This window comes from Porphyromonas sp. COT-290 OH3588 (genome assembly GCF_000769075.1).
GTDB lineage: Bacteria > Bacteroidota > Bacteroidia > Bacteroidales > Porphyromonadaceae > Porphyromonas.
Genome location: NZ_JRFC01000014.1, coordinates 606903 through 631488, shown reverse-complemented (window position 1 = coordinate 631488; position 24586 = coordinate 606903). Strand labels below are relative to the sequence as shown.

Genomic DNA, 24586 nt, shown 5'->3' with positions numbered 1-24586 from the left:
ATCAGTTACACTTATGAGAAAGCTACTCTACACGCTGGGCTTGGCTTTTGGTATTAGCCTCATAGCCTCGGCTCAGATCCCAGACTTTAAGCTCAAGGATATTGATGGGCGTACGCATCAGACTACTGCTGTTGTCGGCCAAGGCAAGCCTGTCGTTATGAGCTTCTTTGCTACTTGGTGCAAGCCTTGTCTACGAGAACTTAGTGCTATCCATGAGGTCTATGCCGACTGGAAAGAAGAAACAGGTGTAGAGCTGATTGCCGTTTCTATCGACGAGGGGGCCAATAGCCGTAAGGTGAAGCCTCTAGCTCGTAGCAATGGTTGGGAATGGCTGGTACTGCTCGACCCCAATAGCGACTTGATGCGTGCGATGAATGTGACGATGGTACCTACTGTCGTGATTTTCGACGGTGCAGGTAAGATCGTTTACCGCCACACGGGCTACAATGAGGGTGGAGAACAGGAGATCATTGCAGAGGTACGCAAACTCATCAAAAAGTAGGCTGTATGAAGAAGGGTCTATTGGTACTCTACACACTGGCCTCTCTCTCTGGTCTAGGCCTGCACTCTGCACAAGCGCAGGGCGAAGATAACGGGTGGAAGAAGATTAACTACAGCATACTGCTCCAGAGTGATCAGCACCTCAGCCAAGATGAGAAGCTGTCGCACCGCTTTACGGGGATGTCGTACTTGGATATGAAGCTATCCAACGACTATCTGAGCCTAGGCGTTCGTGGCGAGTATATGCCACACCCTCTGCCCGGGCTACACGCCACAGCAGGCAAGGGCATCAGCCATCTCTACCTCAGAGGTAAGTACAAGATGCTGGATCTGACGGTGGGCGATGTGTACGAGCAGTTTGGCTCTGGGCTACTGCTCCGTGCCTATGAAGATCGTCCTCTAGGGATCGACAACGCCATACGTGGTGGGCGACTAATCTTGACGCCTCTCGAGGGTCTTCGTTTGGTGGCTCTAGGTGGTCAGCAACGTAACCACTTCGATCGTGAAGGCAAGCTCTGGAATAGCTCTCGTGGACATCTCCTCGGCACAGACCTACAGCTAGACTTGCAGTCGCTCATCAGCCCTCTGCAGCAGAGCGATCTGCGCATAGATCTAGGCGGTAGCTTCGTCAGCAAGTATGAGAAGACAGATGCGGGTATGCTCATCTTGCATCCTACCGATCCCAAGCTCAGGCTCAACCTGCCCGAGGTAACGCCTGCTTGGTCTGGTCGTACCTCTGTGCAGTATGGCTCTTGGGAGGTCTATGGTGAGTATGGCTACAAGTGGGCAGATCCCAACCGATCCAATAAGTACACCTATGGTCCCGGCTCGGTAGCTATGCTGACGGCCTCGTATTCGACCAATAGACTTAGCGCAGTGATCGGAGCAAGACGCTCGGAGGACTTTGACTTCCGCTCTGCTCGTTCGGCTGGCGAAACGGATCTTAGGGTCAATCACTTGCTCCCCTTCACGCAGGCGCAGACTTATACGCTAGCGGCCCTACGCCCGTATGCTACTCAGGCTCGTGGAGAGTGGGCGCTACAAGGAGAGCTCCGCTACTCTCTCGATCGTGGCACGGCTCTAGGCGGTCGCTATGGTACCAAGATCAAGCTGACGGCCTCGTACATCAGTGCGCTTAAACCTCAGGCAGGCGAGAAGGTCTTCGACAACCTCCAGCAGGGCGACAATGGTATTCGCTATGCTTATTTCGGCTGGGGCGAGAAGCTCTTCCATGACTTGGGGCTAGAGATTAGCCGCAAGGTGAGTAGCTCGTACTCCTTCGCCTTCAGCTATTTCAACCAATACTACAATCAGTTCCAGCTCGAGCAGCACGGCGAGCGTGATGTGCGTAGCCACATCTTCGTCTACGATGGCAAGCATCGCCTTACTAAGTCTTTGGGGCTGCGCACAGAGCTGCAATATCTGCACTCTGGTCAGGCCGAGGGCGACTGGATGTTTGGCCTTGTAGAGGCGTCTATCGGCAAGCATCTCATCGTTTCGCTTAGCGACCAGTACAACAATGGCAAGACCAAGGAACACTACCCCATGGTGGCTGTTGCTGGTACCTATAAGTCGCATCGCCTACAGCTCTCATGGGGTCGTACTCGTGCCGGGATCAACTGCTCGGGTGGTGTGTGCCGTATGATGCCCGAGACACAGGGACTATATCTATCACTTAATTCAGCATTCTAATGAAGAAAATCTTTGTGGCGCTTATGGCGGTGGGGACTCTACTCACCGCCTGCGACAAAAATCAGAAAGAACCTCGCTGGGAGAGCAACGAGGGCGTTCAGCTAAGCGAAGCGGAGCGCCGCACCGTTCTCATCGAGGAGTATACGGGTCAGGACTGTGTCAATTGCCCAACCGCAGCTGGAGTCTTGCATAAGTTAGAGGAGGAGTTCCCCAAGAACGTAATCGTCGTAGCCATGCACTCGGCGCACTCGGGCATGGCACGTGATCTGGAGAACGCCGAGGCGACTCGCCTAGCCAAGCACTATGCTTTACCTAGTGCTGTGCCCATGATGATGATGAGCCGTATGCCCTTTTCCGACAACAAGAACTTCAACTCCGACTATCTCCAATGGCCTAATAGCATTCGTAAGCTCATCAACACTCCCAAGCTGGCAGACATTGTGCTTGGTAAGCCTGAGTATAACGAGGCGGAGGATAAGCTAAGCCTCAGCATTGAGCTTAAGCCAGCACCTACTCTGAGCGACGAACAAGTCGGCCTAGTAGCTTGGCTCGTGGAAGATGTGGTGGCAGGGCAGAAATTGCTCAATGGTAAGACTAAAGAAGACTATCAGCACCACAATGTCCTACGCAAGGTGCTCTCAGGTGGAGAAGCCTTGGTCGTTAAGTCAGAGAGCAAGACTACACTCACAGCTACGGGACTCAAGGCAAGTCTCAAGGACATCAAGAACGCCAAGGTCGTTGTATTCATTCATAAGCTCAAGGGTGGCGACGAAGTGCTAGCAGCTGGTCTTGTTACTCTCGGTTCGGGTAACAAGCCAAAGCCCAACCCAGAACCCAACCCCAATCCCAACCCTCAGCCAGATGGTAAGCCTGAGCTACGTGACGGCCTAAGCTTTTACTTAGCCGAAACGGATTTCAATTCCGACTATTCGCTCAAGTTCGTTAGGCTCATCAAGCAGGCCGACTCGGGATATGAATTTAAGTTTACCGAGAAGCCCGAGAAGGATGGCTCCGAGTATCAAATTGGAATGCCCAATGTATTCATTCACCCCGGTAAGAACGCTCCTGCGGGTCAATACCAAATCAAGGTAGAGAAGGTGAGTCACAAGGGTGATGCTTCAGTAGGGTTATTCTCTGTGTGTGTTCTAGGCCAATGTAACTCGGCCAAGAACCCCGAATCCTACGAGCAGGAAATCAATGTGCAGCCTGCCGACAAGTTGGCCGCTGAGCTCGTACAGATCCACTACAAAGTACCTGCCAACAATCCTCCAGCAGACGGTACGGAGTACAAGACTAAGGTAACTATCTCCGATATGTCTGGTAAGGAAGTCGCACATTGCTTCGTGACTTTCGTCTTCAAGAAGCCTACGGAGTAGCGTACATATCGTATAATTAATTAGGGGGTGTAGACCGCATCGGTCTACACCCCCTAATTAATTATTTCCCCTTAGTGCTCTAGCGCACTTCGTCGCTTTGGCTAGCTCTCTTTTTACGTAGGTACATACCCACGAGTACTAGGACTACCACGACGGTGATGCCGATACCTATTGGCTTGCTGTAGCTCATGACCGTAGGGATCAGTTGATCTTCTGGCACAATGTGCCCTAGATAGTAGCCTATTGCTGCAAGAATGATATTCCACGCACCAGCCCCGATCGTTGTGTAGAAGAGGAAAGGCATCAGCTTCATGCCCGATAGCCCAGCAGGAATCGAGATGAGCTGGCGAATACCCGGGATCAAGCGGCCCACTAGCGTAGAGGTAGCACCATTCTTCTGGAAGTAAGCCTCGGCTTGCTGCACCTTCTCACGGCTGAGCAAGCACATACGTCCCCATTTGCTCTCGGCGAAGCGGTAGACAAGTGGGCGACCTAGGTAGCGTGCTAGATAATAGTTCACGAGGGCACCAACGTTGGAGCCCAGCGTAGCCGCCAGTACGACCAATACTACGTTCATCTTGCCATTGGCCGCCAGATAGGCTGCTGGGGGTACGACCACTTCGCTAGGGAAGGGGATAAACGAACTCTCGATAGCCATCAGTACCGCCACCCAAAAGTAGTTGAGGTGGTGGAGGATTTCTTGGATAAACTCTAATGATTCGAGCATCGGATAGTGACGTGCTTAGGGGTTATTTATTCACCTTCTTCCAAGTATCCTTCAGCCCAACGGTACGGTTGAAGACTGGGCGCTCTGGCGTGCTATCCTTATCTAGACAGAAGTAGCCGATGCGCTGGAACTGGTAGGACTCGCCTAGCTTAGCCTCTGCTAGGAATGGCTCGATGCGGCAGTGCGTCAGTACCTTCAGGCTCTCGGGGTTGATGAGCTCGGCGAGGGTTTTGTCCTTGACGGCTGATGGGTCTTCGTCCGTGAAGAGGCGATCGTATAGGCGTACCTCTGCCTCTACACTATCGGCACAAGACACCCAGTGGATCGTACCCTTGACCTTACGGTTCGCCTCTGGCATACCGCTTAGTGTCTGTGGGTCGTACTCGGCATAGACCTCTACGACATTGCCCTCTGCGTCCTTTTTGCAGCCTGTGCACTTGACGATATAGGCACTCTTGAGGCGCACCTCCTGCCCGGGAGTCATACGGAAGTATTTCTTCGGCGCATCTTCCATGAAGTCTTCGCGCTCGATGAAGAGCTCACGGCGGAAGGTAATTTGGTGGTGTCCTGCACTCTCGTCCTCGGGGTTGTTGAGGAAATCCATTGCCTCGGCCTTGTCCTCGGGGTAGTTGGTGATGACGAGCTTGACGGGGTCGAGTACCGCAGAGCCACGTAGGGCATGGCGGTTGAGGTCTTCACGTATCGAGTGCTCGAGCAGAGCTACGTCGATGATGCCATCGTACTTGGTATAGCCAATCTTGTCGATGAAGCTGCGAATAGAGGTAGGCGTATAGCCACGACGACGGAAGCCACAGATCGTAGGCATACGAGGATCGTCCCAACCACTCACTAGCCCCTCCTGTACGAGCTGGAGCAGCTTGCGCTTGCTCATCATCGTATAGGTTAGGTTGAGGCGGTTGAACTCGAACTGACGTGGGCGATACTCGCTATCAGCAGGCTTGAGTAGGTCGATGAAGTAGTCGTAGAGCGGGCGGTGTACCTCGAACTCTAGCGTACAGATCGAGTGCGTTACGCCCTCGAAGTAGTCGCTCTGCCCGTGGGCGAAGTCGTACATCGGATAGACGTGCCACTTGTGTCCCGTGCGGTGGTGTGGGTGCTTGATGATGCGATAGATGATAGGATCACGGAAGTGCATATTGCTATGCGCCATATCTATCTTGGCACGCAGGATCATAGCCCCCTCCTCAAATTCGCCTGCGTTCATGCGGCGGAAGAGATCTAGGCTCTCCTCGGCAGGGCGATCACGGTAGGGGCTGTTGATCCCGGGGGTGGTGGGTGTCCCCTTTTGCTTGGCAATCTCCTCGGCACTCTGCTCGTCGATATAGGCGTGCCCCTCTAGGATCAGACGTTCGGCGAACTCGTAGAGCTGATCGAAGTAGTCGGAAGCGTAGTACACATCGCCCCACTTGAAGCCTAGCCACTCAATATCCTCACGGATCGCATCGACGTACTCGACGTCCTCCTTGGCGGGGTTGGTGTCGTCGAAGCGCAGATTGCACACACCATCGTATTTCTCGGCGATACCGAAGTCCATACAAATGGCTTTGGCGTGGCCGATATGCAGATAACCGTTGGGTTCTGGTGGGAAGCGAGTTTGTAGGCGACCTCCGTTTTTGCCTGCGCAGAGGTCGCTCTCGACGATCTGCTCGATGAAGTTGAGGCTCTTCTTGCTCTCGATTTCTTGCTCTAGTACTTCACTCATAATCTATATTCTATTGTAATCTTATTTGCTTGAGTTGGGCTGATCAATAGATCAGTATTGATTTGCCGAATTTGGGACACAAAGTTACACATTTGCGCTTGATTAGCTGCCTTATCCCAAATTCCTAGCTGGTCAGTACATGATCTCGTGTCTTGAGGTTTGCCTCCGTTGGAGGGTTCGGCTTGTTGGTTCCCCTGCCAGAGTGGGCCTATGGGCGTTGCACTCCAATGGATTGGAGTCTGGATATACTCAGCCTCCACTGTGCTAAGCGTATTTGAGAGGCTTGGCTTAGTGAGAGGGCTGCCCAAGCATCGCTCCTAGTGGTAGCTGTGTCTTTGCGCTTTTTTTGTTAAAATGCATAAACAAAGGATCCTCACATCAAGGCTGAAACGCAGGGTGTCCTCGGCAGATTGGGCCTACTGTGATCATAATTGATGGGAAGATCTACTTGGATTGGAGGACTAATCTCTTGCAGTGTGTCCACCAATTCCCAAGGATTGATGGGGAGAAATATCCTAGAATATACGACAAGAGTACTAAGATGTGGCTTGTTTGTAGTATATTAGTTTGTTTTATAGGTAGTTATAAAGAGTTTCCTTTAGACGAGTGTTTTCGTGCGACTGAGCCCCAAGTGCCCAAATGCGGTCGGACGCAGTACAGAGCTTGCTAGAGGGTAAATACGGGGTCTAGCGGTTCTTGTCCGAGCTATGAGAGGCTTTCTCATCAACATTCTGAAATCTGGTCTAAAATCTAAAATCCCTGCCAGTAACAACGCCCGCCTAACTAGTATATCGTATTCGTGTTCTCCTAGGGTTTGCTTCTATCGCTCTGCCCTCTAGTACGGGGAGATAGGGGTTGTGCTTGGGAGTCGTAGAGGTGCACCCGAGAGCCCTATATGCTCCGATTGGGGGCTAGGAGTGCGACGCCTTTGTGCCTAAAAAGTGTATGATTTGTCCGTTTTCTAGAGCTCTAGATAAAATTTGTTTTGTTTTTCGTGGTGTAGATGAGCATTTTTGAGTGTCTATGGAGGTTAGTTTTACTATGCTATGTGTGCTTTATCTGTTGATGTATTTTCCTTTTTGCAGTAAACGAGGGGTAAAAAAGGACATTTTTCTATCTGTCCTGCTTTAATAATTAATTTAACTAACCAGACCTGCTGGTGTAATGTAAAATAAGTTGGATTATTATATGGGTTTGTCTTAATTTTGTATTTGCGTACGTGACTACATATATGTATGTCGGTATGATATTTGACTATCTTCCGGTGTGGTGATCCAAGGAAGGAGTTCTTGAGAGGTAAATGATTTTTTAATTTTAATTATAGTGATGAGAGTACTAAAGCAATTTCTACTCATGGCGCTACTAGGTCTATTTGTGATCGACGGCCTAGGTGCGCAAGCAACCCGTAAGGTTGTAGGGGTAGTCAAAGACGACAAGGGAGAACCCTTGATCGGAGTGCAGGTGGTACCTGTAGGGGCTACTCAGAATGGAGGTCTTACCGACTTCGATGGCAACTACAGTGTAGATGTCCCCAAGGGTGTTACACAGCTGAGCTTCTCCTACATCGGCTTTGCTACGCAGACTATTGACATCAATGGTCGTAGCAAGATTGATGTGACTATGCGTGAGGATTCGCAGCAGCTCGAAGCGGTCGTAGTGACAGCTCTTGGTATCAAGCGTAAGAGTAAGACGCTGACCTATGCTACACAGTCGGTGGACAACAAGGAGCTGACACGTATCAAGGAGCCTAACTTCGTTAATGCTCTGCGTGGTAAGAGTGCCGGTCTGACCATTACCCCCAACAACTCGGGTGCAGGTGGTGGATCTACCAAGATTACTCTTCGTGGACAGAACTCGATCCTCGGTACGAACCAACCTCTGATCGTGCTCGACGGGGTGCCCCTCTCTAGCGGACCTTCGGGTCAGGCTACCGACCTCTTGCAGGGTGGTGGTCGAGATGGTGGAGATATCCTCTCTACGATTAACCCCGACGACATTGCCTCGCTTACCGTACTCAAGGGCCCCAATGCTGCTGCACTCTATGGTAGTAGTGCCAATAACGGGGTGCTCATCATCACCACCAAGAGTGGTCGCGAGGGTAAGCTACGTGTAGATGTATCTACTAGCACTATGGTAGACCTCATCGCAGACTATCCCGAGCTACAGAAGACCTATGGCCTAGGTGCAGGGTACGATGGTTGGGGTAAGCGCATCAGCGAGCTGACAGACGACGAGCTAGCTGCTACGCCCTACCTGACACGCACACCTCGCAATACGATCAAGGATTTCTTCAACCTTGGCTTTACGCAGAATACAGCTGCTACGATCAGCGGAGGTACAGAGAAGCAACAGACTTATTTCTCCTATGCCAATACCTATCAGACAGGTATCATGCCCAAGAATAAGTTTATGCGTCATAATATGATGTTCAAGCAGTCTTATAAGCTCTTCGAGCGCCTAGACCTAGACTTGAGCATGAACTATATCCACCAGAATACGCTCAACCGCCCCGTTATCGGTCGCTCTATGAGCCCTATGGCTGCGCTCTATCGTACGCCAGCTAGTGTGGATATGCGCTACTTCCGTCACAACTACCAGCACCCCGGTACCTACGACGATCTCGTTGTCTACAACCCAATCGACGGACGCCACAATAGCAAGCTGCTCGGCCAGCCCGTACAGACTTGGTACTGGCTAGACACAGACTTCAATAACCCATGGTGGCTTGTGAATATGCTCTCTGACGAGTCTATCCAAGACCGTCTGCTTGGTACACTGTCGGCCAAAGTGAAGATTCTTGACAATCTGAACTTCCAGACACGTACCAACCTCGACTACATACAGAATAGAGGCTTCAACTCTCGCTATGCTACCTCTATCGTAGCCGGTCAGGCGCTCGGTGCTTCGTACTACACGGGTCGTAGCCACTCTACGGACTTCTTCCAAGATGCTCTCTTGAGCTACAACCAAGAGCTTGGTAAGGCTGTGAGTCTACAGGCCACTGCCGGTGCTAGCCACAAGCGTTCAGCCAACCGCTCTCTCTCTGTGGGTAACGACCAAGATACTGCGGCTCGCCCCAATATCTTCTTGCCACAGAATGACCTCGTGATCAACGATACCAATAAGTCTGGTCGTAGCGCTAACCCCAACGAAAGATGGGGCGACAACTGGGAGGCAGCCCTCTTCGCTACGGCAACTCTGGGCTGGGACGATAAGATCTTCGTAGATGGTAGCTACCGTATCGAGTGGGCGAAGAGCTTCCAGCAGTTTGCCAAGGAAAATGAATACATCTCCTTCTCATTCTACTCTGCTGGTGCCAATGCTCAGCTAGACAAGTTGCTGCCTCTGGGTAAGCAGTTCAATAGCCTCAAGCTACGTACCTCATTCTCTGTAGTAGGTAACCCAGTGCCCAACCAAGACTTCTTCGCTCAGGGTATTAACCTGCGAGATCCAAGTGGTTCTATCTCTCCTGCTCCACCCCCCTTCAAGGATCCTAAGCCCGAAACAACAACTTCGTTTGAGGTCGGCTTAGACGGAGCACTCTTCGACAATCGTTGGGATTTTGACCTAACGTTCTATAACTCTACGCTCAAGAACCAGTTCCTCTACATCGACGGTGTACCTGTCAATACAGGTAAAATTCGTAACTGGGGGGTTGAGTTCTCTACCAACTATCGAGTGAATATCACTAAGGATCTGACTTGGCGCCCCGGCTTCAACATTGCCTACAACGACAATAAGATCCTCGAAACTTACATTCGCCCCGACGGCACACCTCACACTTACGTCACTGGCCCCAATAAGTTCAAGATCAAGTACGTCAAGGGAGGTGCTTATGGTGATATCTATGTGAACTCGTTCCTGCGTGACGAGAAGGGTCACATCGTGCTACAAGACGATGGCCATACACCAGTGCTCGCATCGGGAGGCTTCGATACTAAGGTGGGTAATGCTACGGCTCGCATCAACTTCGGTATCAACAATACGTTTAGCTACAAGAACTTCCAGCTCTATATGCTCATCGATGGTAAGATCGGTGGTAAGGTGATGAGCCTCACGCAGCCAGATATGGACCTCTATGGTGTGTCTGTGCGCTCAGCCGAGGCTCGTGACCGTGGCTACGTAGAGCTCAATGATGGTAGCGGACGCCGTGTAAACCCCGAGATCTACTACAAGACGATCGGTGGTAACCCAATCGAAGACTATATCTACGATGCGACGAACCTACGCCTTAGAGATGTTTCTCTGAGCTACACGTTCTACGACCTACTAGGTGCTAGCAAGAATTTGCAGCTCAGTGCTATCGCTCGTAACCTATTCTTCATCTACCGCAATAGCCCAATCGACCCAGACATCTCTCAGTCTGCTGCCAACGGCTTTGGTGGTATTGATGCCTACTCAATGCCTACGACACGTACCTTCGGGATTAGTGCCAAGGTTACTTTCTAGTTGAGTTGTCTAACTATTTATCAAAAGAAATTCGATGAAAAAGAAACATATAGTAGTTGGGATCGCATTAGCCTCTTTGGGGTTAGTGCTTCCCGCCTGCGGATCAAGAGAACTTGACAACTACCCTTGGAATGCTCCTCGTGAGAAGCATCAGGGGCAGAATAAAGAGATTGACGATACGGGTGGTGCAGGTGCAGAAGATCCCGTAGCTCTTGCCAAGGAGATGAAGGGTGGTATGAACCATGTGATTACCTGTCAGGAGCACAATTATCAGTATCAGCGTGCGAACCATATCGATGTGTATGCAGGCTACTGGACGGTAACGCAGAATAAGTTCCTCTTCGGAGGAGCTCTGCCTACCACCTATACGTTCCCCAATGACTATCTGATGGGGGCGATGAGTACACCCTCTGCCCTCTATCCTGCTATCCGCAATGCTTACTTCCATGGTGAGCGTCTAGGGGTGCCACACTTCAAGGCGATCGCGATGATCCTCTTCGACTTCACGGCTCAGGAGCTTACAGATATCTTTGGTCCATTGGCCTTCGATGATATGAGGGCGGTGAAGCGCTTCCCCCCTCGCACCTATATTTCACAGCAGGAGGTCTACAAGCGTATTTTCGACGAGCTAGACGAGGCTTCTAAGATTCTTAGAGAAACGCAGCCTTCGTCCGACGAGCTAGCCAAGATCGAGGGCCCACGTGGTGGTATCTCTCGTGGCGACTGGCGCAACTGGGTTAAGTTCGCCAACTCAATCCGCTTGCGTATGGCTATGAATATCGTTAAGGTTGATCCTACACAGGCTCGTCAGCAGGCAGAGAAGGCTATGAGCGATGATATAGGTGTGTTTACCGACAAGGATGCTTACGACTTCACGCAGGATCGTAACTTCTGCGACTGGGTGGGCGATAATCCCATCTGGAAGATTTCTGTGGGTTGGGACGACCTGCGTCTAGGTGGATCTATGGAGAATATCATGAAGCGTCTAGATAATCCGCTCATCGGAGTCTGGTTCACTAAGCATGGTAATATCCTCAATGCCAACAATCAGTCTACGGGTTACACATTCGAGGACGAGGGCTATATCGGCGTGCGTCAGGGTATCCCCATGATCAATAAGAGCGATAAGCTCCACGGCTATGGCCCCTATTCGGCTGCTAGCTCCAATATGCAGAATATGCCATTGCCTTGGATTAAGCGCACGGAGATGCTCTTCATTATGGCGGAGGCTGCTCTGCGTGGCTGGAATACTCCCGGTGGCGCTACTGCACAGGAGTGGTATGAGCGAGGCATTAAGCTCTCTTTCACCGAGAATGGCCTCACCGAAGATGATGCAGCCAAGTACATGGAGCGTACAGAGCCTAAGGATATCGACTATGTAGATCCATACGCAGGCAAGGCTCACGACCTCAAGGGCCGTGTGATGGTAGGTGTAGCTTGGAATGAAGCCGATACCGACGAGATCAAGCTAGAGAAGATCATTACCCAGAAGTATATGGCTGTCTTCCCTTGCTCGGCTCCTACTTGGACGACTTTCCGCCGTACGGGCTACCCACGTCTATTCCCAGTGTACATCAACAACTGGAGGGGCGTAGATGGCGAGCTACAGCTCCGCCGTATCCCATACGTAGAGAACCCCAACAACGCAGAGGAACTCAAGACACTACCTGCGCTACTAGGTGGCCCTAATGAAGGATCTACACGCCTATGGTGGGACGTGCCAACGGAAACGATCACGGATATTCCCGGAGATGACCTCGCCAAGAGCAAGCGCCGAGAACCTAAGAACTTTTAATCTCTAGGCTCTACTCTATTACCTAGTTCGAGTGCTTCTGGGCAATAGGGTAGGGTTGATATGAATGACATTATTATAACCAATAGGAAATGAAACGAAATCTCAATAAATGGGTGGCAGGTCTTTCTGGTCTTGTGCTGGCTTCGTCCTTGTTTAGCTGTAAGGACAAGCAGACCTTGGCTGGGGTAGGCAACGACTACTACATAACCATCACGCCATCTGCTCCCAAGCTAAGAGCAGAGCTCGATACCATCGCCATGACTTGTGCTGTGCGCAATGTCGATGGAGAGGACATCAAGGATGCTGTGGTGAGCTGGTCTTCGGAAGATGAGAAGATTGTTAAGGTTATAGAGGGAAATAAGATTGTTGCCGTCAAGGGTGGCGAAGGCAAAGAGGTAGCGATACGTGCTAGCCTACAGAACGGGCGCTATGCCAAGGTAACAGCTACGGTGACCAAGAAGGCTAACGCCAGTGGCATTACTTTCTTCCTCAACGAGATTACTCCAGTCAAGAAGTATTTCTATATGCCTGCTGGCGAGAAAAGGGATCTCTTGTTGGCGGTGACGCCTGCTGCACTCATTGCAGAGGAGGAGATTGAGTGGTCTTCGCAGGACGATGTGTTCAAGGTAACCAAAAAGGTGCTAGACCCAGAGAAGGACAGTGACATCATCAAGGATCTCCCACAGGGGGCTGCTTGGTACGTTGTAGAGGCTAAACCCGTTTCTCTGGGTGTCTACACGCTCAACGTCAAGCTAGCAGGCAAAACGCAGAGCCTATCCGTCAAGCTAGGCCCAACGCTTAAGGCGGCTGTAGTTAAGAAGGAGATCCAGCCACAGCTCGGTCTTGACCCAAGCTTCAAGTCGTTTGAGAAGTCTGAGGCTATTGATATCCTAACGAAGCATCAGGTAGAGGTCTATGCCGACGTTACCCCCAATACTCAGGAAGCTCTAGATCAGATTAAGGGCGATGTCGTTTGGGAGGTATCAGGTGGCGGCGGTATCATCGAGCAGACCGAGAGCTCTATTGACCCAAGTGGTAAGTTCAAGTTTGTGGCTCATGTGGCTAGCGGTTCTACTGAGGGCAACTTCAAGGTAAGTTGCACTCTGCAGGAAGCTACAGTCGGGGTTATCTTCTCTGTACTCAACTTCAAGACGATACCATTTGAGGGCATTTCGTTTGCTCCATCTGTAATCACGGGCTTCTCTGTGGGTGAGCACCTACCTATCCGTCTACTCGTGACTCCTCGTAGCTCTACGGCAGTGATCCTCGGCGAGCTCGATCTAGAGAAGGCCGTTACCTACTCTACACCCGGTATTGTGGAGCTACAGGGCAACGATGGTGTCTTCTCTCTCAGAGCTCTAGCTACGGGTACTACAGATATGACCATTACGCTACGAGGCAAGAGCTTTACACTCAAGAATATCACTACGCTTGCCTCTCCTAAGTCGCTGAGCATCGACAACTCAACGCCCAACGTCTTGATGGTAGGCGACGAGGTAGACTGGAGAGCTAAGCTCCTAATGGAGGGAGCTGATAAGCCAGACTGGACTAAGGTGCACTGGTCTATCGACAAGAATGTACCTCTAGAGTTTGTAACCAAGAACCCAGTAGGAGAGGTTGTACGTCTCAAGGCTCTTGATTTGCCAAGCAATGAGCCTGTCAAGGTAGAGGTAAGGGCTCAGTATGGTAAGTCCGACCGTATGGACAAGCGTGAGATGACTATCGTGCCAGTACAGCCTAGCGCTACACTCAGCAATGAGATGTACGAGGCCAAGCAGAGTGGTATCCGCTACTCGGGTGGTCTGTACGACATCGTGCTCAAGGCCAAGGACGCACAGCAGAGTATCCCTGCCAACTTCAGAATCAAGGTTGCTGGCTCCGACAAGTTTGAAGAAGGTGTTTACACTGTGGGTAATGGTACCGAGATCTCTGTTCGCTGGAGCATTGGTGGAGGTCTCATTAAGCAGGCCGAGTCTGGTAGTATTAGCATCGAGAAGGACGGATCTAAGTACAAGATCGTTGTTAATGATCTGACGCTCGATGTGGCTGGGAAGAAGATTAAATTCACAGGAACTGTAACAGGTCTTGCTCGAGGCAAGTAAAACCTAGAGCCACCAGAGCTTGGATAAAGGCTCTGGTGGCTCTAGCTGATAATGATAATTAAAGTTTCATTCACAAATAATTAGTTTTATGAAGACAAAGACAAGTCTCTGCCTGGCGGCAGTGCTACTCTCTTCGACTTCTCTACTCGCACAGCTTCCAACGAAGTATGTCAAGTGGACAGGAGAAGGAGAACGTTTTGGTAATGTCTATCGCAGTTGGACTCCGGGTAAGCCTCTGTATCCTGGGGCAGCGGAGGACGAGAACTTCTTTATCTCCCGTATTAAGTTCCGTCCTCGCTTTACCAATCAAGCTACTCAGGTAGACAAGGCCCTTACGCAGGATAAGGACAAGAATGTCCTGAACTGGGTTCCTATTGGGACTTCTAACGATGGTAATACGAATGCTTTGCCCTCTGCTGTTTTCGATAGTGATGTGTTTTCCACATGGAGCTATCTGACGCATTATGGTAACTGGACAGCTCCGCTGGTGCGCATGCCTGGCGCTTTTATGGACGCTGCTCATAAGAACGGAGTAGGTACATCGGTTCTATCATCTATCCCCTTTGGAGATAATATAAATCCTAGCTCGGGGCATGGGCTCGACCTCTCTGGAATGTACGAAGGAGGAGCTGATAAGTTTCTAGCTCTGCTCAAGCAATACGGTATTGGAGGCTGGGGGATGAACTCTGAGTTTAAGAGTACTTCTTCTTTTGCTATAAAACTACAGGAGTTTATGGCTGATGTCTACGATAAGGCAATCACCAAGAAGGAATGGCCTCAGTATGCTGCTATTTGGTATACGCTTGTTTCGAACAATGGTGGCCTGGTATTAGCAGACGGTCTGACGAATAATAATATCAACTGGTTCCATAAGGATGGTCGTCCAGTATCTAATTATGTATTCGGGAATTATAACTGGACACAGAGCCAATTAGCCCTCAATGACCAGTTGGCAAAGAGTGTTAATCGAGATCCAAGAGAGGTTTATGCCGGTATGAATCTTCAGGGAGCTGAAGGCCGTCGCTGGAGTCTACTTAAGACCTCTGGCACATCTATAGGTCTTTGGGGAGCCCACAACCGCAATATGTTCTTCGAGAGCCGTAATGAGATGGGGTCTGCTCCAGAGATCATGCAACGTACATACCTAGGGCGTACCGAAAGCTTCTTTGGCAATGGCAGTCGTAACCCCGCCATCAAGCTACGTGTGCAGGATAAACTGGGTATTTCTTTGGGGTTCCTAAAAGACTTTCACGGGATTAGTGCTTTTGCTACTGCTAAGAGTGCCCTCAAGTGGGATCTTGACCAGATGCCATTCTTCACATTCTTCAACCTTGGTAATGGTCGCTTCTACAACATCGAGGGTAAGACAGTACGTAATGCAGAGTGGTACAATCTGGGGATGCAGGATTATCTCCCTACTTGGCGCTACTGGTTCTCCAAGAAGTATCTAGGCTCTGCAGAAGCAGATGTTAAGGATCTAGGCCTATCTGCCACCTTCACCTGGGATGATGCATGGTTTGGTGGCTCTAGCTTCCAAATCAAGGGTACTGCAGCAAGTGAGTATCTCCACCTCTTCAAAACTGAGTTTGCACTCAAGAGTGGTGACAAGATTCGTCTGCGCTATAAGTTCAGATCAGGTTCTTCTGACCTTGCTCTTGTAGCTTCTGCTAAGGGGCAGGAAAGCACCGAAGTTACTGCTTCTATACTCGATGCTTCTGATGTAGATTTGGACGAATGGACAACCTCTGAAATCACGATTGGAGAAGGTTTCACTGATCTTAATCTAGCAAATCAGACTATAGCTGCTGTCGCACTCAAGTTTGAGAATGCTAAGGATATGGAGCTTCTTATCGGTGAGTTCTCTATTCTGAGAGGTGAGGTTAAGAAGCCTGCTACTCCTACAATCAAGGAAGAGTATACGAAGGCTTATAACTATACATTCAAGGGTATTGATGGTAAGATTATCTTCAATATGCCTACACCTGACGGCCACCCCAAAAATGAAGTGGTGTACAACGAAGATGTTAAGACAGCCTTCTTCAAGCTATACAGCCAGCAGGAGGGTGAGAAGGAACACTTCATTGGAACGACGACTTCGTGGGCTGGTCTTTATTTCTCTGCTCCATTCGACGTTGCTAAGACCAAGAAGATTCGCTTCGGGGTGTCTGCTGTAGGTCTAGATGGTGTTACTGAGGGAGAGATCGCTTGGAGCGAATATAAGACAGCTGGCGAGCAGGAAATCAGTGAAGCTGTTGTGATCGACAAACCTGTTATCAAGCCAAATCAGGACTTCACAGTACAGTTTGAGGATCCAACGCATGCGGATGCGACATGGGTAATCTTAGATGATAAGAACACAGAGCTTGCCTCGTTCGCAGGAGTTAAGAAGTTTACCCACCAGCTACCTAAGTCAGGTATCTATTCGCTTAAGTATACAGTCAATAACCAAGGGGCTAAGACTCTCTTTGGTTTCATCCAAGTTTCAGACCTTAGCAAGGGAGCTGTGCCAAGCATCAAGACGCTGACCTTCAATGCCACTGAGGATAAGAGCGTGAAGAGTAAGAAGGGTCAGGTTAATGAGCTTGCCTATACGGGTAATAGCGCCAATGGTGCGGTGTCTAGAGGTATTAGCCTATCGGAACAGCCCTACTCAATTCCTTCTAGGGAGGTTCGTTTGACTCAACCCGGACAGACTTGGTCAATGGCTATGTGGGTAAAGTTCAATTCGTTCAAGGGTGCTACCCAGCTACTTAACGTGCGTGATGTGCAATATCACGATTGGCCACAGAACAACTGGGGTAATACTTGGTCTGTTTATGACCCTAATAGCAAGATATACGATGTAGCCCGTCGTGAGGACTATTCTCAGGGTGCAACAGAGCATCATCAGAAGTATCGCATCAACTTCCCTATTGGAGCGTGGACGCATCTTGTCTATGTCTTTGAAAGAAAGGATAATGGCCTAAATGTTGGTCGTCTCTATGTCAATGGTAAGCCAGCCGAAGCAGTTGAGTATAGAAATGGAAATGCGAAGGGTCAGGGGCTTGATGAAACAGGTTTTAATCTGACCGACTACAACGATAAATCATTCGTCTACTTCGGTGGTACTGCTGCTGGTCGTGCTGGCGTAGATGGCGTGATTGATGATGTTAAGTTCTATGATATTGCTCTTACGGAGGAGCAGGCAGCTAAGGAAATGTATGCATCTACACTTCCAGAGGGAACTATCGGTTATTGGGACTTCGAGGGTGAAATGAATGCAGAGCACAAGTTCGCCTCCAAGATTTCTAAGCTCGACAATAAGCCTCACTCTTGGACTGCGATCTTTGCTGCTGACCCTAAGGGAGCAGAGGGACGCTCTATTCCATCCAGCATCCCATCTTCTTTCGAGGCAGGTTCTCCATATCTGCCAGGTGAGCTCTTCAAGGTAGAAACTACAGCTAAGTGGACTTTCCCACGCGGTGCCGTTACCGAAGCTACTGGTAACGATGTAGCTGGTAGCGCTAAGGTTACTTATGCCAAGAAGGGAGTTTTCTCTGGTAAGCTTACGCTGACTAATTCATGGGGTAGTGATAGCCGTGAGATCGACGTGATTACCATCACAGATCCCGGTAGCATCGAGACTACCGACGAAGTAAGCCTAGCTGCATTCCCCAACCCATTCGTGGAAACAGTGAATGTTCGCTTTGCTACTGCCGGCCAGTACCAGATTGCTATCTATGATCTCTCTGGTAATCTCGTAAGCCGCAAGGCTATGGATGCAGAGGCTGGTAGCATCGTTGCTGTTAACTTAGACGCTCCTGCAGGTATCTACCTGCTCCGCGTACAGACTGCAGAGGGTAAGCTTCTACAGACGCTTAAACTGCAGAAAAAGTAGGGTTAAACCCTAGTTTAAGAAAACAATGCAAAGAGTGGGCTAGTCATTTCTCAAGATGTGCTAGCCCACTCTCTTTTTTATGATTGCTAATGAACGTATACAAATCATTTAGTATGAAAAGGACAATTTTATTGAGCCTATCCGTAGCCTTGGCCAGTAGCTGGGCGATAGAGGCTCAGACGCCCACACACCCTCAGTACGTTAAGGAGATGGGGGGCTCCGAGGATTTTGCCACCCTCTACCGTAATTGGTCTTTGGGTAGCCCTCTCTCCAAGGAGCGTGTAGAGGACGAGGAGTTCTTCACGAGCCGAGTGCGCCCTCGTCGCCGCTTCGTGGAGAGTAGCACGCAGGTCAATAGTAGCCTATCGACGGATCGCAAATTCATGTGGTGGGTACCTTGCGGCGTAGGTGGCTGGAATGCCGTTCCCTCGTATTTCTTCAACTCGGAGGTGTTCTCTACATGGAGCTATATCGACCACTGGGGCAACTGGACCGCTCCCTATCTACGTATGCCGGGAGCATTCGCCGACGTAGCACACAAAAACGGTGTGTCTATTACCGCAACATCTTCTCCCACTTTCGGCGCTCAGATAACGAGAAACAACGGAGCAGGCCTACAGTATCATACAGTTGTAAAAGGTGGAGTAGATAAATATCTGCAGTACCTTAAGTACTACGGCCTCGATGGAGCTGGCTACAACTCCGAGTTTCGTATGGACTGGAGGCTAGCTATGGAGATGTCTTCATTTTTGGCCAATGTGGGTAAGAAAGCCGCCGAGCAAGGCTTCTTCAATTACTCCAACGACTGGTACTCCCTCACTGCAAGCTCGGGTCGCTTCTCGAGCAACTGGGACGACTTGGCTAGCGAGGACACTGCTTGGTTTCACAAAGATGGAGGTGTGGTGTCGAACCATTACTTCCTCAACTATAACTGGTACGATACCCACCTCAATACCAGTAAGGCTACAGCAGAGGGGCTAGGACGTAGCTCATACGATGTCTATGCTGGTATCAATATGCAGGCTGGTAGCGGCGTACGCTGGGAACTGCTGTCACGCCACCCGATCTCTATCGGGGTTTGGGGTGCACACAGATCCAATATGCTCTTTGAGAACCGTGGAGGCGGTGGCTCAAACCCCCTAAGCCAGCAGGAGGAGTATCAGCTGGCTAGCGAATACTTCTTCACTGGTGGCAAGCACAATCCTATTAGCCACTTCGACTATGGTCGTACTATCCCCTCTGGCTCTCAAGCTGCATCTAGCTTTTTCGGCATCTCTAAGCTAATCTCTGCCCGCAGTACTCTGCACGGCAATCTAGGGCAAGAACCATTTGTAACGTACTTCAACCTCGGTAACGGACGCTACTTCAACCTCAAGGGCGAGCAAGCCTTTGCTGGCGAGTGGTACAATATCGGTATGCAGGACTTCATGCCTACATGGCGCTGGTGGTTCTCCACCCAGTTCATGGGGCGCACCGAGGCTACCATCCCTCAAGAGAGTATGAAAGCCCGCTTCACTTGGGCAGATGCTTGGTTTGGTGGTTCTTGTCTAGAGATCTCTGTAGGCTCTGGCAAGGAGCAGTATCTCCAGCTCTTCAAGACCAAGTACGAGCTCAAGGCTGGCGATAAGCTAACAGTGCGCTATAAGGTGCTCAGAGGTACTGGCTCTATTGCATGGGCCAACGCAGCTCAAGGCAAGGCCGACGAATACTCGGCTACGATCCTAGATAGCGAAGAGAAGCCCCAGTATGGAGAGTGGATTGAGAAAACGGTTGAGGTTGGCTCGGGCTTTACAGATCTAAATATGTCTGATGCAACGCTTGCACTCATCGGGTTGAAGTTTACAGATACTTCTGCCGACTTCGCCGTGCGCCTTGGGGAGATTTCGCTTACTCGTGATAGCTACAAAACTCCTAAGGCTCCCCAGATCGTGTTGCACAAGGTGCTGGACAATAACTATAAGGGGCACGACTTCAAACTTGTCTACAAAATGGCCGAGCCTAAGGTAGACAAGACTATTATCTACAATGACGAGGTCAATACTTGGTTCTACAAGATCTATGCTCAGCAAGAAGGGGAGTCCGAGGTTTTCTGTACGGCTACCACTTCTTGGGCTGCTTATGTCGTGGGTGCTAAGCTCAACATCGAGGGTAAGCGCCGTGTGCGCTACGGCGTTTCGGCTGTTTCTCTAGACGGCAAGACCGAGAGCCCAATCACATGGACTGACTATGTAGACCTCTCCGAGGCCAAGGTTGTAGGTACGGTAAGTGCCGACAGGACGACTGTTAATATCGGTGAGCCTGTGCGTATCAGCTTCGATGACCCCACTCACCCCTCAGCTAAGTCTTGGACAGTCAAGCAGGACGGCAAGGTCATCAAGCAGGTAAGCAATAGTAAATCTGTGGAGTTCTCTGCAAGTGCAGTAGGACTATGCGATGTGGAGTATACACTACAGAATGGACAGACGGAGGTTCTCCCTGCCTATATATCTGTAGTGCCCGAGGCCGCAGGTACTACCCCACGTATTAATAGTATCACTGCTAACGGCAAGAATACAGCTATCGAAGTACGCCCCGATGAAGCCGTGACTATGGCCTACACCGCCAAGAAGAGCGATGGCGCTGTGTCGCGAGCTTTGCGCATCCAAGACAAGAGCTTCTCGATCAAGAGAATCTACGAGACGCTAGGCATTCGTCTTGGTAACTCTCGTGCTACGAATGCAGAGGGTGGTATGACAGTTTCCTTCTGGCTACGTCCACACAAGACGGTCTATGCCCCCGGAGAAGATGGAGTCCGTTTGGTTGAGATTGCAGAGCCTCATGCTCCATGGCCAATGAGTGAGTGGAGCTACTTCTGGGTAAATTATGGAGGAGGCCATACGAACAACCATAAGTCTAGACCATCCTACCAAGGCTTCAGCTGGACCAATATGTTTACGGGCTACGACAGCAATGACGCTCGCGAGAAGTTCGTCGATACTAAGCCTTACAAGATGGAGGCTGGAGGCTGGTACCACATCACCGTATCTCTTAGCTACGACCTAGCAGCTAAGATTTACATCAATGGTGTACTCCTTGATGAAACTAAGCCTTCCGATAAGCGTTCGTCCGTATATGGCTCCAACTATGACCTCAACATCAGTCGCTATGTGAAGTTTGCCTCTGCGCTTGACGGCCTGATTGATGAGGTGCGTGTCTACGATCGTGTGATCACAGAGGCAGAGGTCAAGGAAGCGATGAAGCACAGCGATAATCCCCAGAGCATCAAGGGACTCAAGGCTTACTTCGACTTTGAGCAGGAGCCACAAGATGGCTACTTCATTAGCCGTGTGGGCAACAACGTCAAGGCTGAGGTACGTTCGCTTACTTGGAAGGGAGAGGGTAATGTGGTTTGGACTAAGGAGCCTAATCCGCTCTTTGGCCCCGGAACTGGTCTACTACCTGGCAATAGCTACAACGTCACGACTAAGGCCGTTTGGAGCGCTCCTAAGGGTAAACTAGCCGACATCAAGAGCTCCGAGGCTGGCGGTACAGCACTGGTTTCTTGGTCTAGAGAGGGTGCCTATCCTGTAACGCTTACCCTGCAGAATGCGTGGGGTGAGGATACTAAGACCTTCAATGTGGTCAATGTAGTCAAGAAGAATGTAGCAGTTGAGCAGACAGAGATGATTGACCTAACGGTATATCCCAATCCTTTTGTCGAAGATGTGCGCATTCGCTTTGCCGAGGCTGGTCGCTACGATATAGCTCTATATGATCTGGCTGGTCGTCAGATCTCTCGTAGCGAGGCGCATGTGGATACTGCTATGCTGCATACGCTACATGTAGACGCACCTGCTGGTATCTATCTACTCAAGATTTCTCAGGCTGGGCGTGTGGTTACGACGCTCAAGTTGCAGAAGAAGTAGGCTGAGCTAAGCCTAGAATAATCCAAGAGGGGCTGTGCCAAGATTTGATTTTGGCGCAGCCCTTCTAGCATATGCTAGAGTCTAAAGAGTATTAAGAGCGGCTATGTATGCTGGCGGGACTAAAAAGGCGGTGTGTCATAGTGCACAAACTGCTGTGTTGCTTGCGATATTCTGAGATATCTCAAAAGGGGCTGCGCCAAAAATGAATTTTGACACAGCCCCTTTTTGTAGCGAGAGGGGGACTTGAACCCCCGACCTTCGGATTATGAATCCGACGCTCTAACCAGCTGAGCTATCTCGCCATCTGAGTACCTGAGGTACTCCCGAAATCGATGCAAAGGTAATACTTTTTCTGAAACTAACAAGTCTTCGTGTGCCTTGCACTCGATTTTGTTGTCTAGACACCAACTAAGCCGACCATCGTAGCCTCATGTATTGTGTGAGGCTTGGAGGTCTTGAGGTCCATACCTGCTCGTTTAGTTGCTTTTTTGTTAAGGTCTGTAAATGGATTGTGCTTAAAATTGGTGTAATGGCTGACTAGTTTATAAAGAGTAGTGGAGCTGCTGAAGAAAATTGATGGGAAGAGTTATTCGGATCCTAGGGCTAATCCTCGGAGATGTGTCCACCGTTTGCCCAAGATTGGAGGGAAGAAAAGCCTCAAAGTCTGCCCAAGGTTTATCGAATTGCCCTTTTATTTGATGTATATATTTGGTTTTCATTTGTTTGTTGATCTCCTGTTTAACGGCGCTATTTCCGTCCGTCTGAGGTTAGGTACGGCAAGAGGGGAGCGCTCAATCTAGAGCCTGCTAGGGGCCAAATACGGGGTGTGGGTAATCTACCCCTTGTTGGTCGATGGTTTCGAGTACGATGCCGAGAGAGGGGCCAAGAATATAAACTCAACCATGCTATTTGTTTATTTCTGTAAATCCTCCATGAGATCGTCTAGATTAAGCAAAGACGGCGGAGATCTAGATCTGAGCCCGTAAATTCTCCTTTTGCTTGCTCATTACCACAGACCTTCATAACTTAGGGGGCTGTGGCAAGATATGAGGTTGTCCCCAGCATGAGACCCAATTGAATTTATGATTATACAGATACTACTAGTGGCACTGCTTGGCGGTGCTGTACTGGCGATATTCGCCTTGGAGCGTCGGCGTGCTCGTGTGCAGAGCGAGCTCGACCAAAGTAAACTAATTGCCGAGCAAGGGCAGCGTGACCTTGCCCATGCCGAGCAGAGGCTGCAAGCCCTAGAGGGAGATCTGCGCAGCACGGAGGAGCTGCTGGCACATGCTCGCCGAGAGGAGATAGCACTCAATACAACCGCTGCCGAGCTGCGTACACGCCTCGAGCTGGCAGAGCATCAGCTAGGAGAGGCACAGGCACAGAAGCAGGTCTTGGGCGAGGAGCTCAAGGGGCAGTTTCGTCAGCTCGCCTCGGATATCCTCCAAGAGCGAAGCTCGGCACTCGACCAGCGCAACGAGGAGGCACTCAAGCCTCTACGAGAGGACCTCAAGCGTTTCGGTGAGCAGGTACAGAAGACCTATACAGAGGAGGCACGTGAGCGCTTCTCGCTAGAGCGTGTGATCAAGGAGCTTATGGAGCGCAGCCAGCAGGTTAGCCAAGAGGCCAATCAGCTGACCAAGGCTCTGAGGGGCGATGCCAAGGTACAAGGGGATTGGGGCGAGATGATACTGGACAATATCCTAGAGATGAGCGGTCTGCGCTCTGGGGAGGAGTACTTCACCCAGCAGGAAGTGCGTGACGAGGAGGGCAACCGTTTGCGCCCGGACGTGGTAGTCAAGTACCCCAATGGTGGGTTTATGGTCATTGATAGTAAGGTTAGCCTCACGGCCTATACTGTATATGTAACAGCCGAAGACAATCTAGAGCGTGAGGCAGCAGCCCTCAGACACCTAGAGAGTGTTCGCAGGCATATCGACGAGCTCTCGAGGAAGTCATATAGCGACTTGATCGAGGGAGCACCAGACTTCGTCCTGCTCTTCATACCCAATGAGCCTGCCTACAACTTGGCGATGCAGCTCAACCCACAACTCTGGATGGATGCCTACCGCAAGCGCATTGTCTTGATCAATGGCACCAACCTAATCGCAGCCCTACGCATGGCACAGGATATGTGGCAGCGAGATCGACAGATTAGCAATGTGGAGAACATCGTCCAAGAGGCAGGCAAGCTATACGACAAATTCGTTTCCTATACCGAGACGCTACTCGAGGCGGAGAAGAAGATGCAGGCAGCCTCGGCCTCGCTGAGCAAGGCGCGCAATCAGCTTACCGATGGTAGAGGCAACCTCGTGGGGCGCCTACAGAAGCTAAGCAAGATGGGCGTCAGGGGCAAGAAGTCGCTACCAGCAGAGCTCGAACCAGACGAGAGCGAGGAGTAGGGAAGTATGGGCAAAAGAATAGGGTGCTACCAGCGGC

The 24586-nt window shown here is 50.4% G+C and carries 11 protein-coding genes and 1 tRNA gene; 9 read left to right on the top strand and 3 right to left on the bottom strand.

Annotated features, from left to right (window positions below; translation table 11 throughout):
* Window positions 1-13: 13 nt before the first annotated feature.
* Genes HQ48_RS04470 through HQ48_RS04460 form a run of 3 tightly spaced genes read left to right on the top strand, consistent with a single transcriptional unit; the run spans window position 14 to window position 3569 of the window.
* A complete protein-coding gene (locus HQ48_RS04470; protein ID WP_044231851.1) occupies window positions 14-502 on the top strand; it encodes a TlpA disulfide reductase family protein in 489 nt (162 codons plus the stop codon).
* A 5-nt stretch (window positions 503-507) separates the two neighbouring features.
* Window positions 508-2193, top strand: coding sequence for a DUF6029 family protein (locus tag HQ48_RS04465; RefSeq protein ID WP_044231850.1), 1686 nt, complete (start codon window positions 508-510; stop codon window positions 2191-2193).
* Window positions 2193-3569 carry an Omp28-related outer membrane protein gene (locus HQ48_RS04460; RefSeq protein WP_044231849.1) on the top strand — a complete coding sequence of 459 codons (1377 nt, stop codon included), beginning with the start codon at window positions 2193-2195 and terminating at the stop codon, window positions 3567-3569. Before HQ48_RS04465 ends, HQ48_RS04460 begins: the two co-directional genes overlap by 1 nt.
* 79 nt (window positions 3570-3648) lie before the next feature.
* Here the strand turns inward: HQ48_RS04460 and HQ48_RS04455 are convergent, their stop codons facing one another.
* On the bottom strand, window positions 3649-4296 hold the full coding sequence (locus HQ48_RS04455) for a DedA family protein (protein WP_044231848.1): 648 nt from the start codon (window positions 4294-4296) through the stop codon (window positions 3649-3651).
* Between the two features lie 22 nt (window positions 4297-4318).
* Complete coding sequence (locus HQ48_RS04450; protein ID WP_044231847.1) at window positions 4319-6019, bottom strand: glutamine--tRNA ligase/YqeY domain fusion protein; 1701 nt, start codon at window positions 6017-6019, stop codon at window positions 4319-4321.
* A 1326-nt stretch (window positions 6020-7345) separates the two neighbouring features.
* Here HQ48_RS04450 and HQ48_RS04440 point away from each other — a divergent pair.
* The 5 genes from HQ48_RS04440 (at window position 7346) to HQ48_RS04420 (ending at window position 22147) form a co-directional block, all read left to right on the top strand.
* The gene (locus tag HQ48_RS04440; RefSeq protein ID WP_081969721.1) at window positions 7346-10468 is read left to right on the top strand and encodes a SusC/RagA family TonB-linked outer membrane protein; all 3123 of its coding nucleotides are present in this window, start codon (window positions 7346-7348) and stop codon (window positions 10466-10468) included.
* Between the two features lie 34 nt (window positions 10469-10502).
* Complete coding sequence (locus HQ48_RS04435) at window positions 10503-12263, top strand: SusD/RagB family nutrient-binding outer membrane lipoprotein (RefSeq protein WP_044231845.1); 1761 nt, start codon at window positions 10503-10505, stop codon at window positions 12261-12263.
* 89 nt (window positions 12264-12352) lie between these two features.
* Window positions 12353-14365: a hypothetical protein gene (locus HQ48_RS04430; RefSeq protein WP_044231844.1), complete on the top strand. Its 2013-nt coding sequence runs from the start codon at window positions 12353-12355 to the stop codon at window positions 14363-14365.
* A gap of 88 nt (window positions 14366-14453) precedes the next feature.
* Window positions 14454-18242 (top strand): T9SS type A sorting domain-containing protein, encoded by a 3789-nt coding sequence (locus HQ48_RS04425; RefSeq protein WP_044231843.1) that lies wholly within the window; start codon window positions 14454-14456, stop codon window positions 18240-18242.
* A gap of 113 nt (window positions 18243-18355) precedes the next feature.
* Window positions 18356-22147: a LamG-like jellyroll fold domain-containing protein gene (locus HQ48_RS04420; RefSeq protein WP_044231842.1), complete on the top strand. Its 3792-nt coding sequence runs from the start codon at window positions 18356-18358 to the stop codon at window positions 22145-22147.
* A gap of 228 nt (window positions 22148-22375) precedes the next feature.
* On the opposite strand, the gene HQ48_RS04415 is transcribed toward HQ48_RS04420, so the two are convergent.
* Window positions 22376-22449: transfer RNA gene (locus HQ48_RS04415), tRNA-Met, on the bottom strand.
* A 780-nt stretch (window positions 22450-23229) separates the two neighbouring features.
* Here HQ48_RS04415 and rmuC point away from each other — a divergent pair.
* Window positions 23230-24549, top strand: a complete 1320-nt coding sequence (rmuC, locus tag HQ48_RS04410; protein WP_044231841.1) for a DNA recombination protein RmuC — start codon at window positions 23230-23232, stop codon at window positions 24547-24549.
* Window positions 24550-24586 lie beyond the last annotated feature (37 nt).

Coding starts and splice junctions, on each gene's coding strand:
- HQ48_RS04425 (WP_044231843.1), top strand. CDS start 14,454: ATGAAGACAAAGACAAGTCTCTGCCTGGCGGCAGTGCTACTCTCTTCG.
- HQ48_RS04450 (WP_044231847.1), bottom strand. CDS start 6,019: ATGAGTGAAGTACTAGAGCAAGAAATCGAGAGCAAGAAGAGCCTCAAC.
- HQ48_RS04430 (WP_044231844.1), top strand. CDS start 12,353: ATGAAACGAAATCTCAATAAATGGGTGGCAGGTCTTTCTGGTCTTGTG.
- HQ48_RS04455 (WP_044231848.1), bottom strand. CDS start 4,296: ATGCTCGAATCATTAGAGTTTATCCAAGAAATCCTCCACCACCTCAAC.
- HQ48_RS04465 (WP_044231850.1), top strand. CDS start 508: ATGAAGAAGGGTCTATTGGTACTCTACACACTGGCCTCTCTCTCTGGT.
- rmuC (WP_044231841.1), top strand. CDS start 23,230: ATGATTATACAGATACTACTAGTGGCACTGCTTGGCGGTGCTGTACTG.
- HQ48_RS04420 (WP_044231842.1), top strand. CDS start 18,356: ATGAAAAGGACAATTTTATTGAGCCTATCCGTAGCCTTGGCCAGTAGC.
- HQ48_RS04470 (WP_044231851.1), top strand. CDS start 14: ATGAGAAAGCTACTCTACACGCTGGGCTTGGCTTTTGGTATTAGCCTC.
- HQ48_RS04440 (WP_081969721.1), top strand. CDS start 7,346: ATGAGAGTACTAAAGCAATTTCTACTCATGGCGCTACTAGGTCTATTT.
- HQ48_RS04460 (WP_044231849.1), top strand. CDS start 2,193: ATGAAGAAAATCTTTGTGGCGCTTATGGCGGTGGGGACTCTACTCACC.
- HQ48_RS04435 (WP_044231845.1), top strand. CDS start 10,503: ATGAAAAAGAAACATATAGTAGTTGGGATCGCATTAGCCTCTTTGGGG.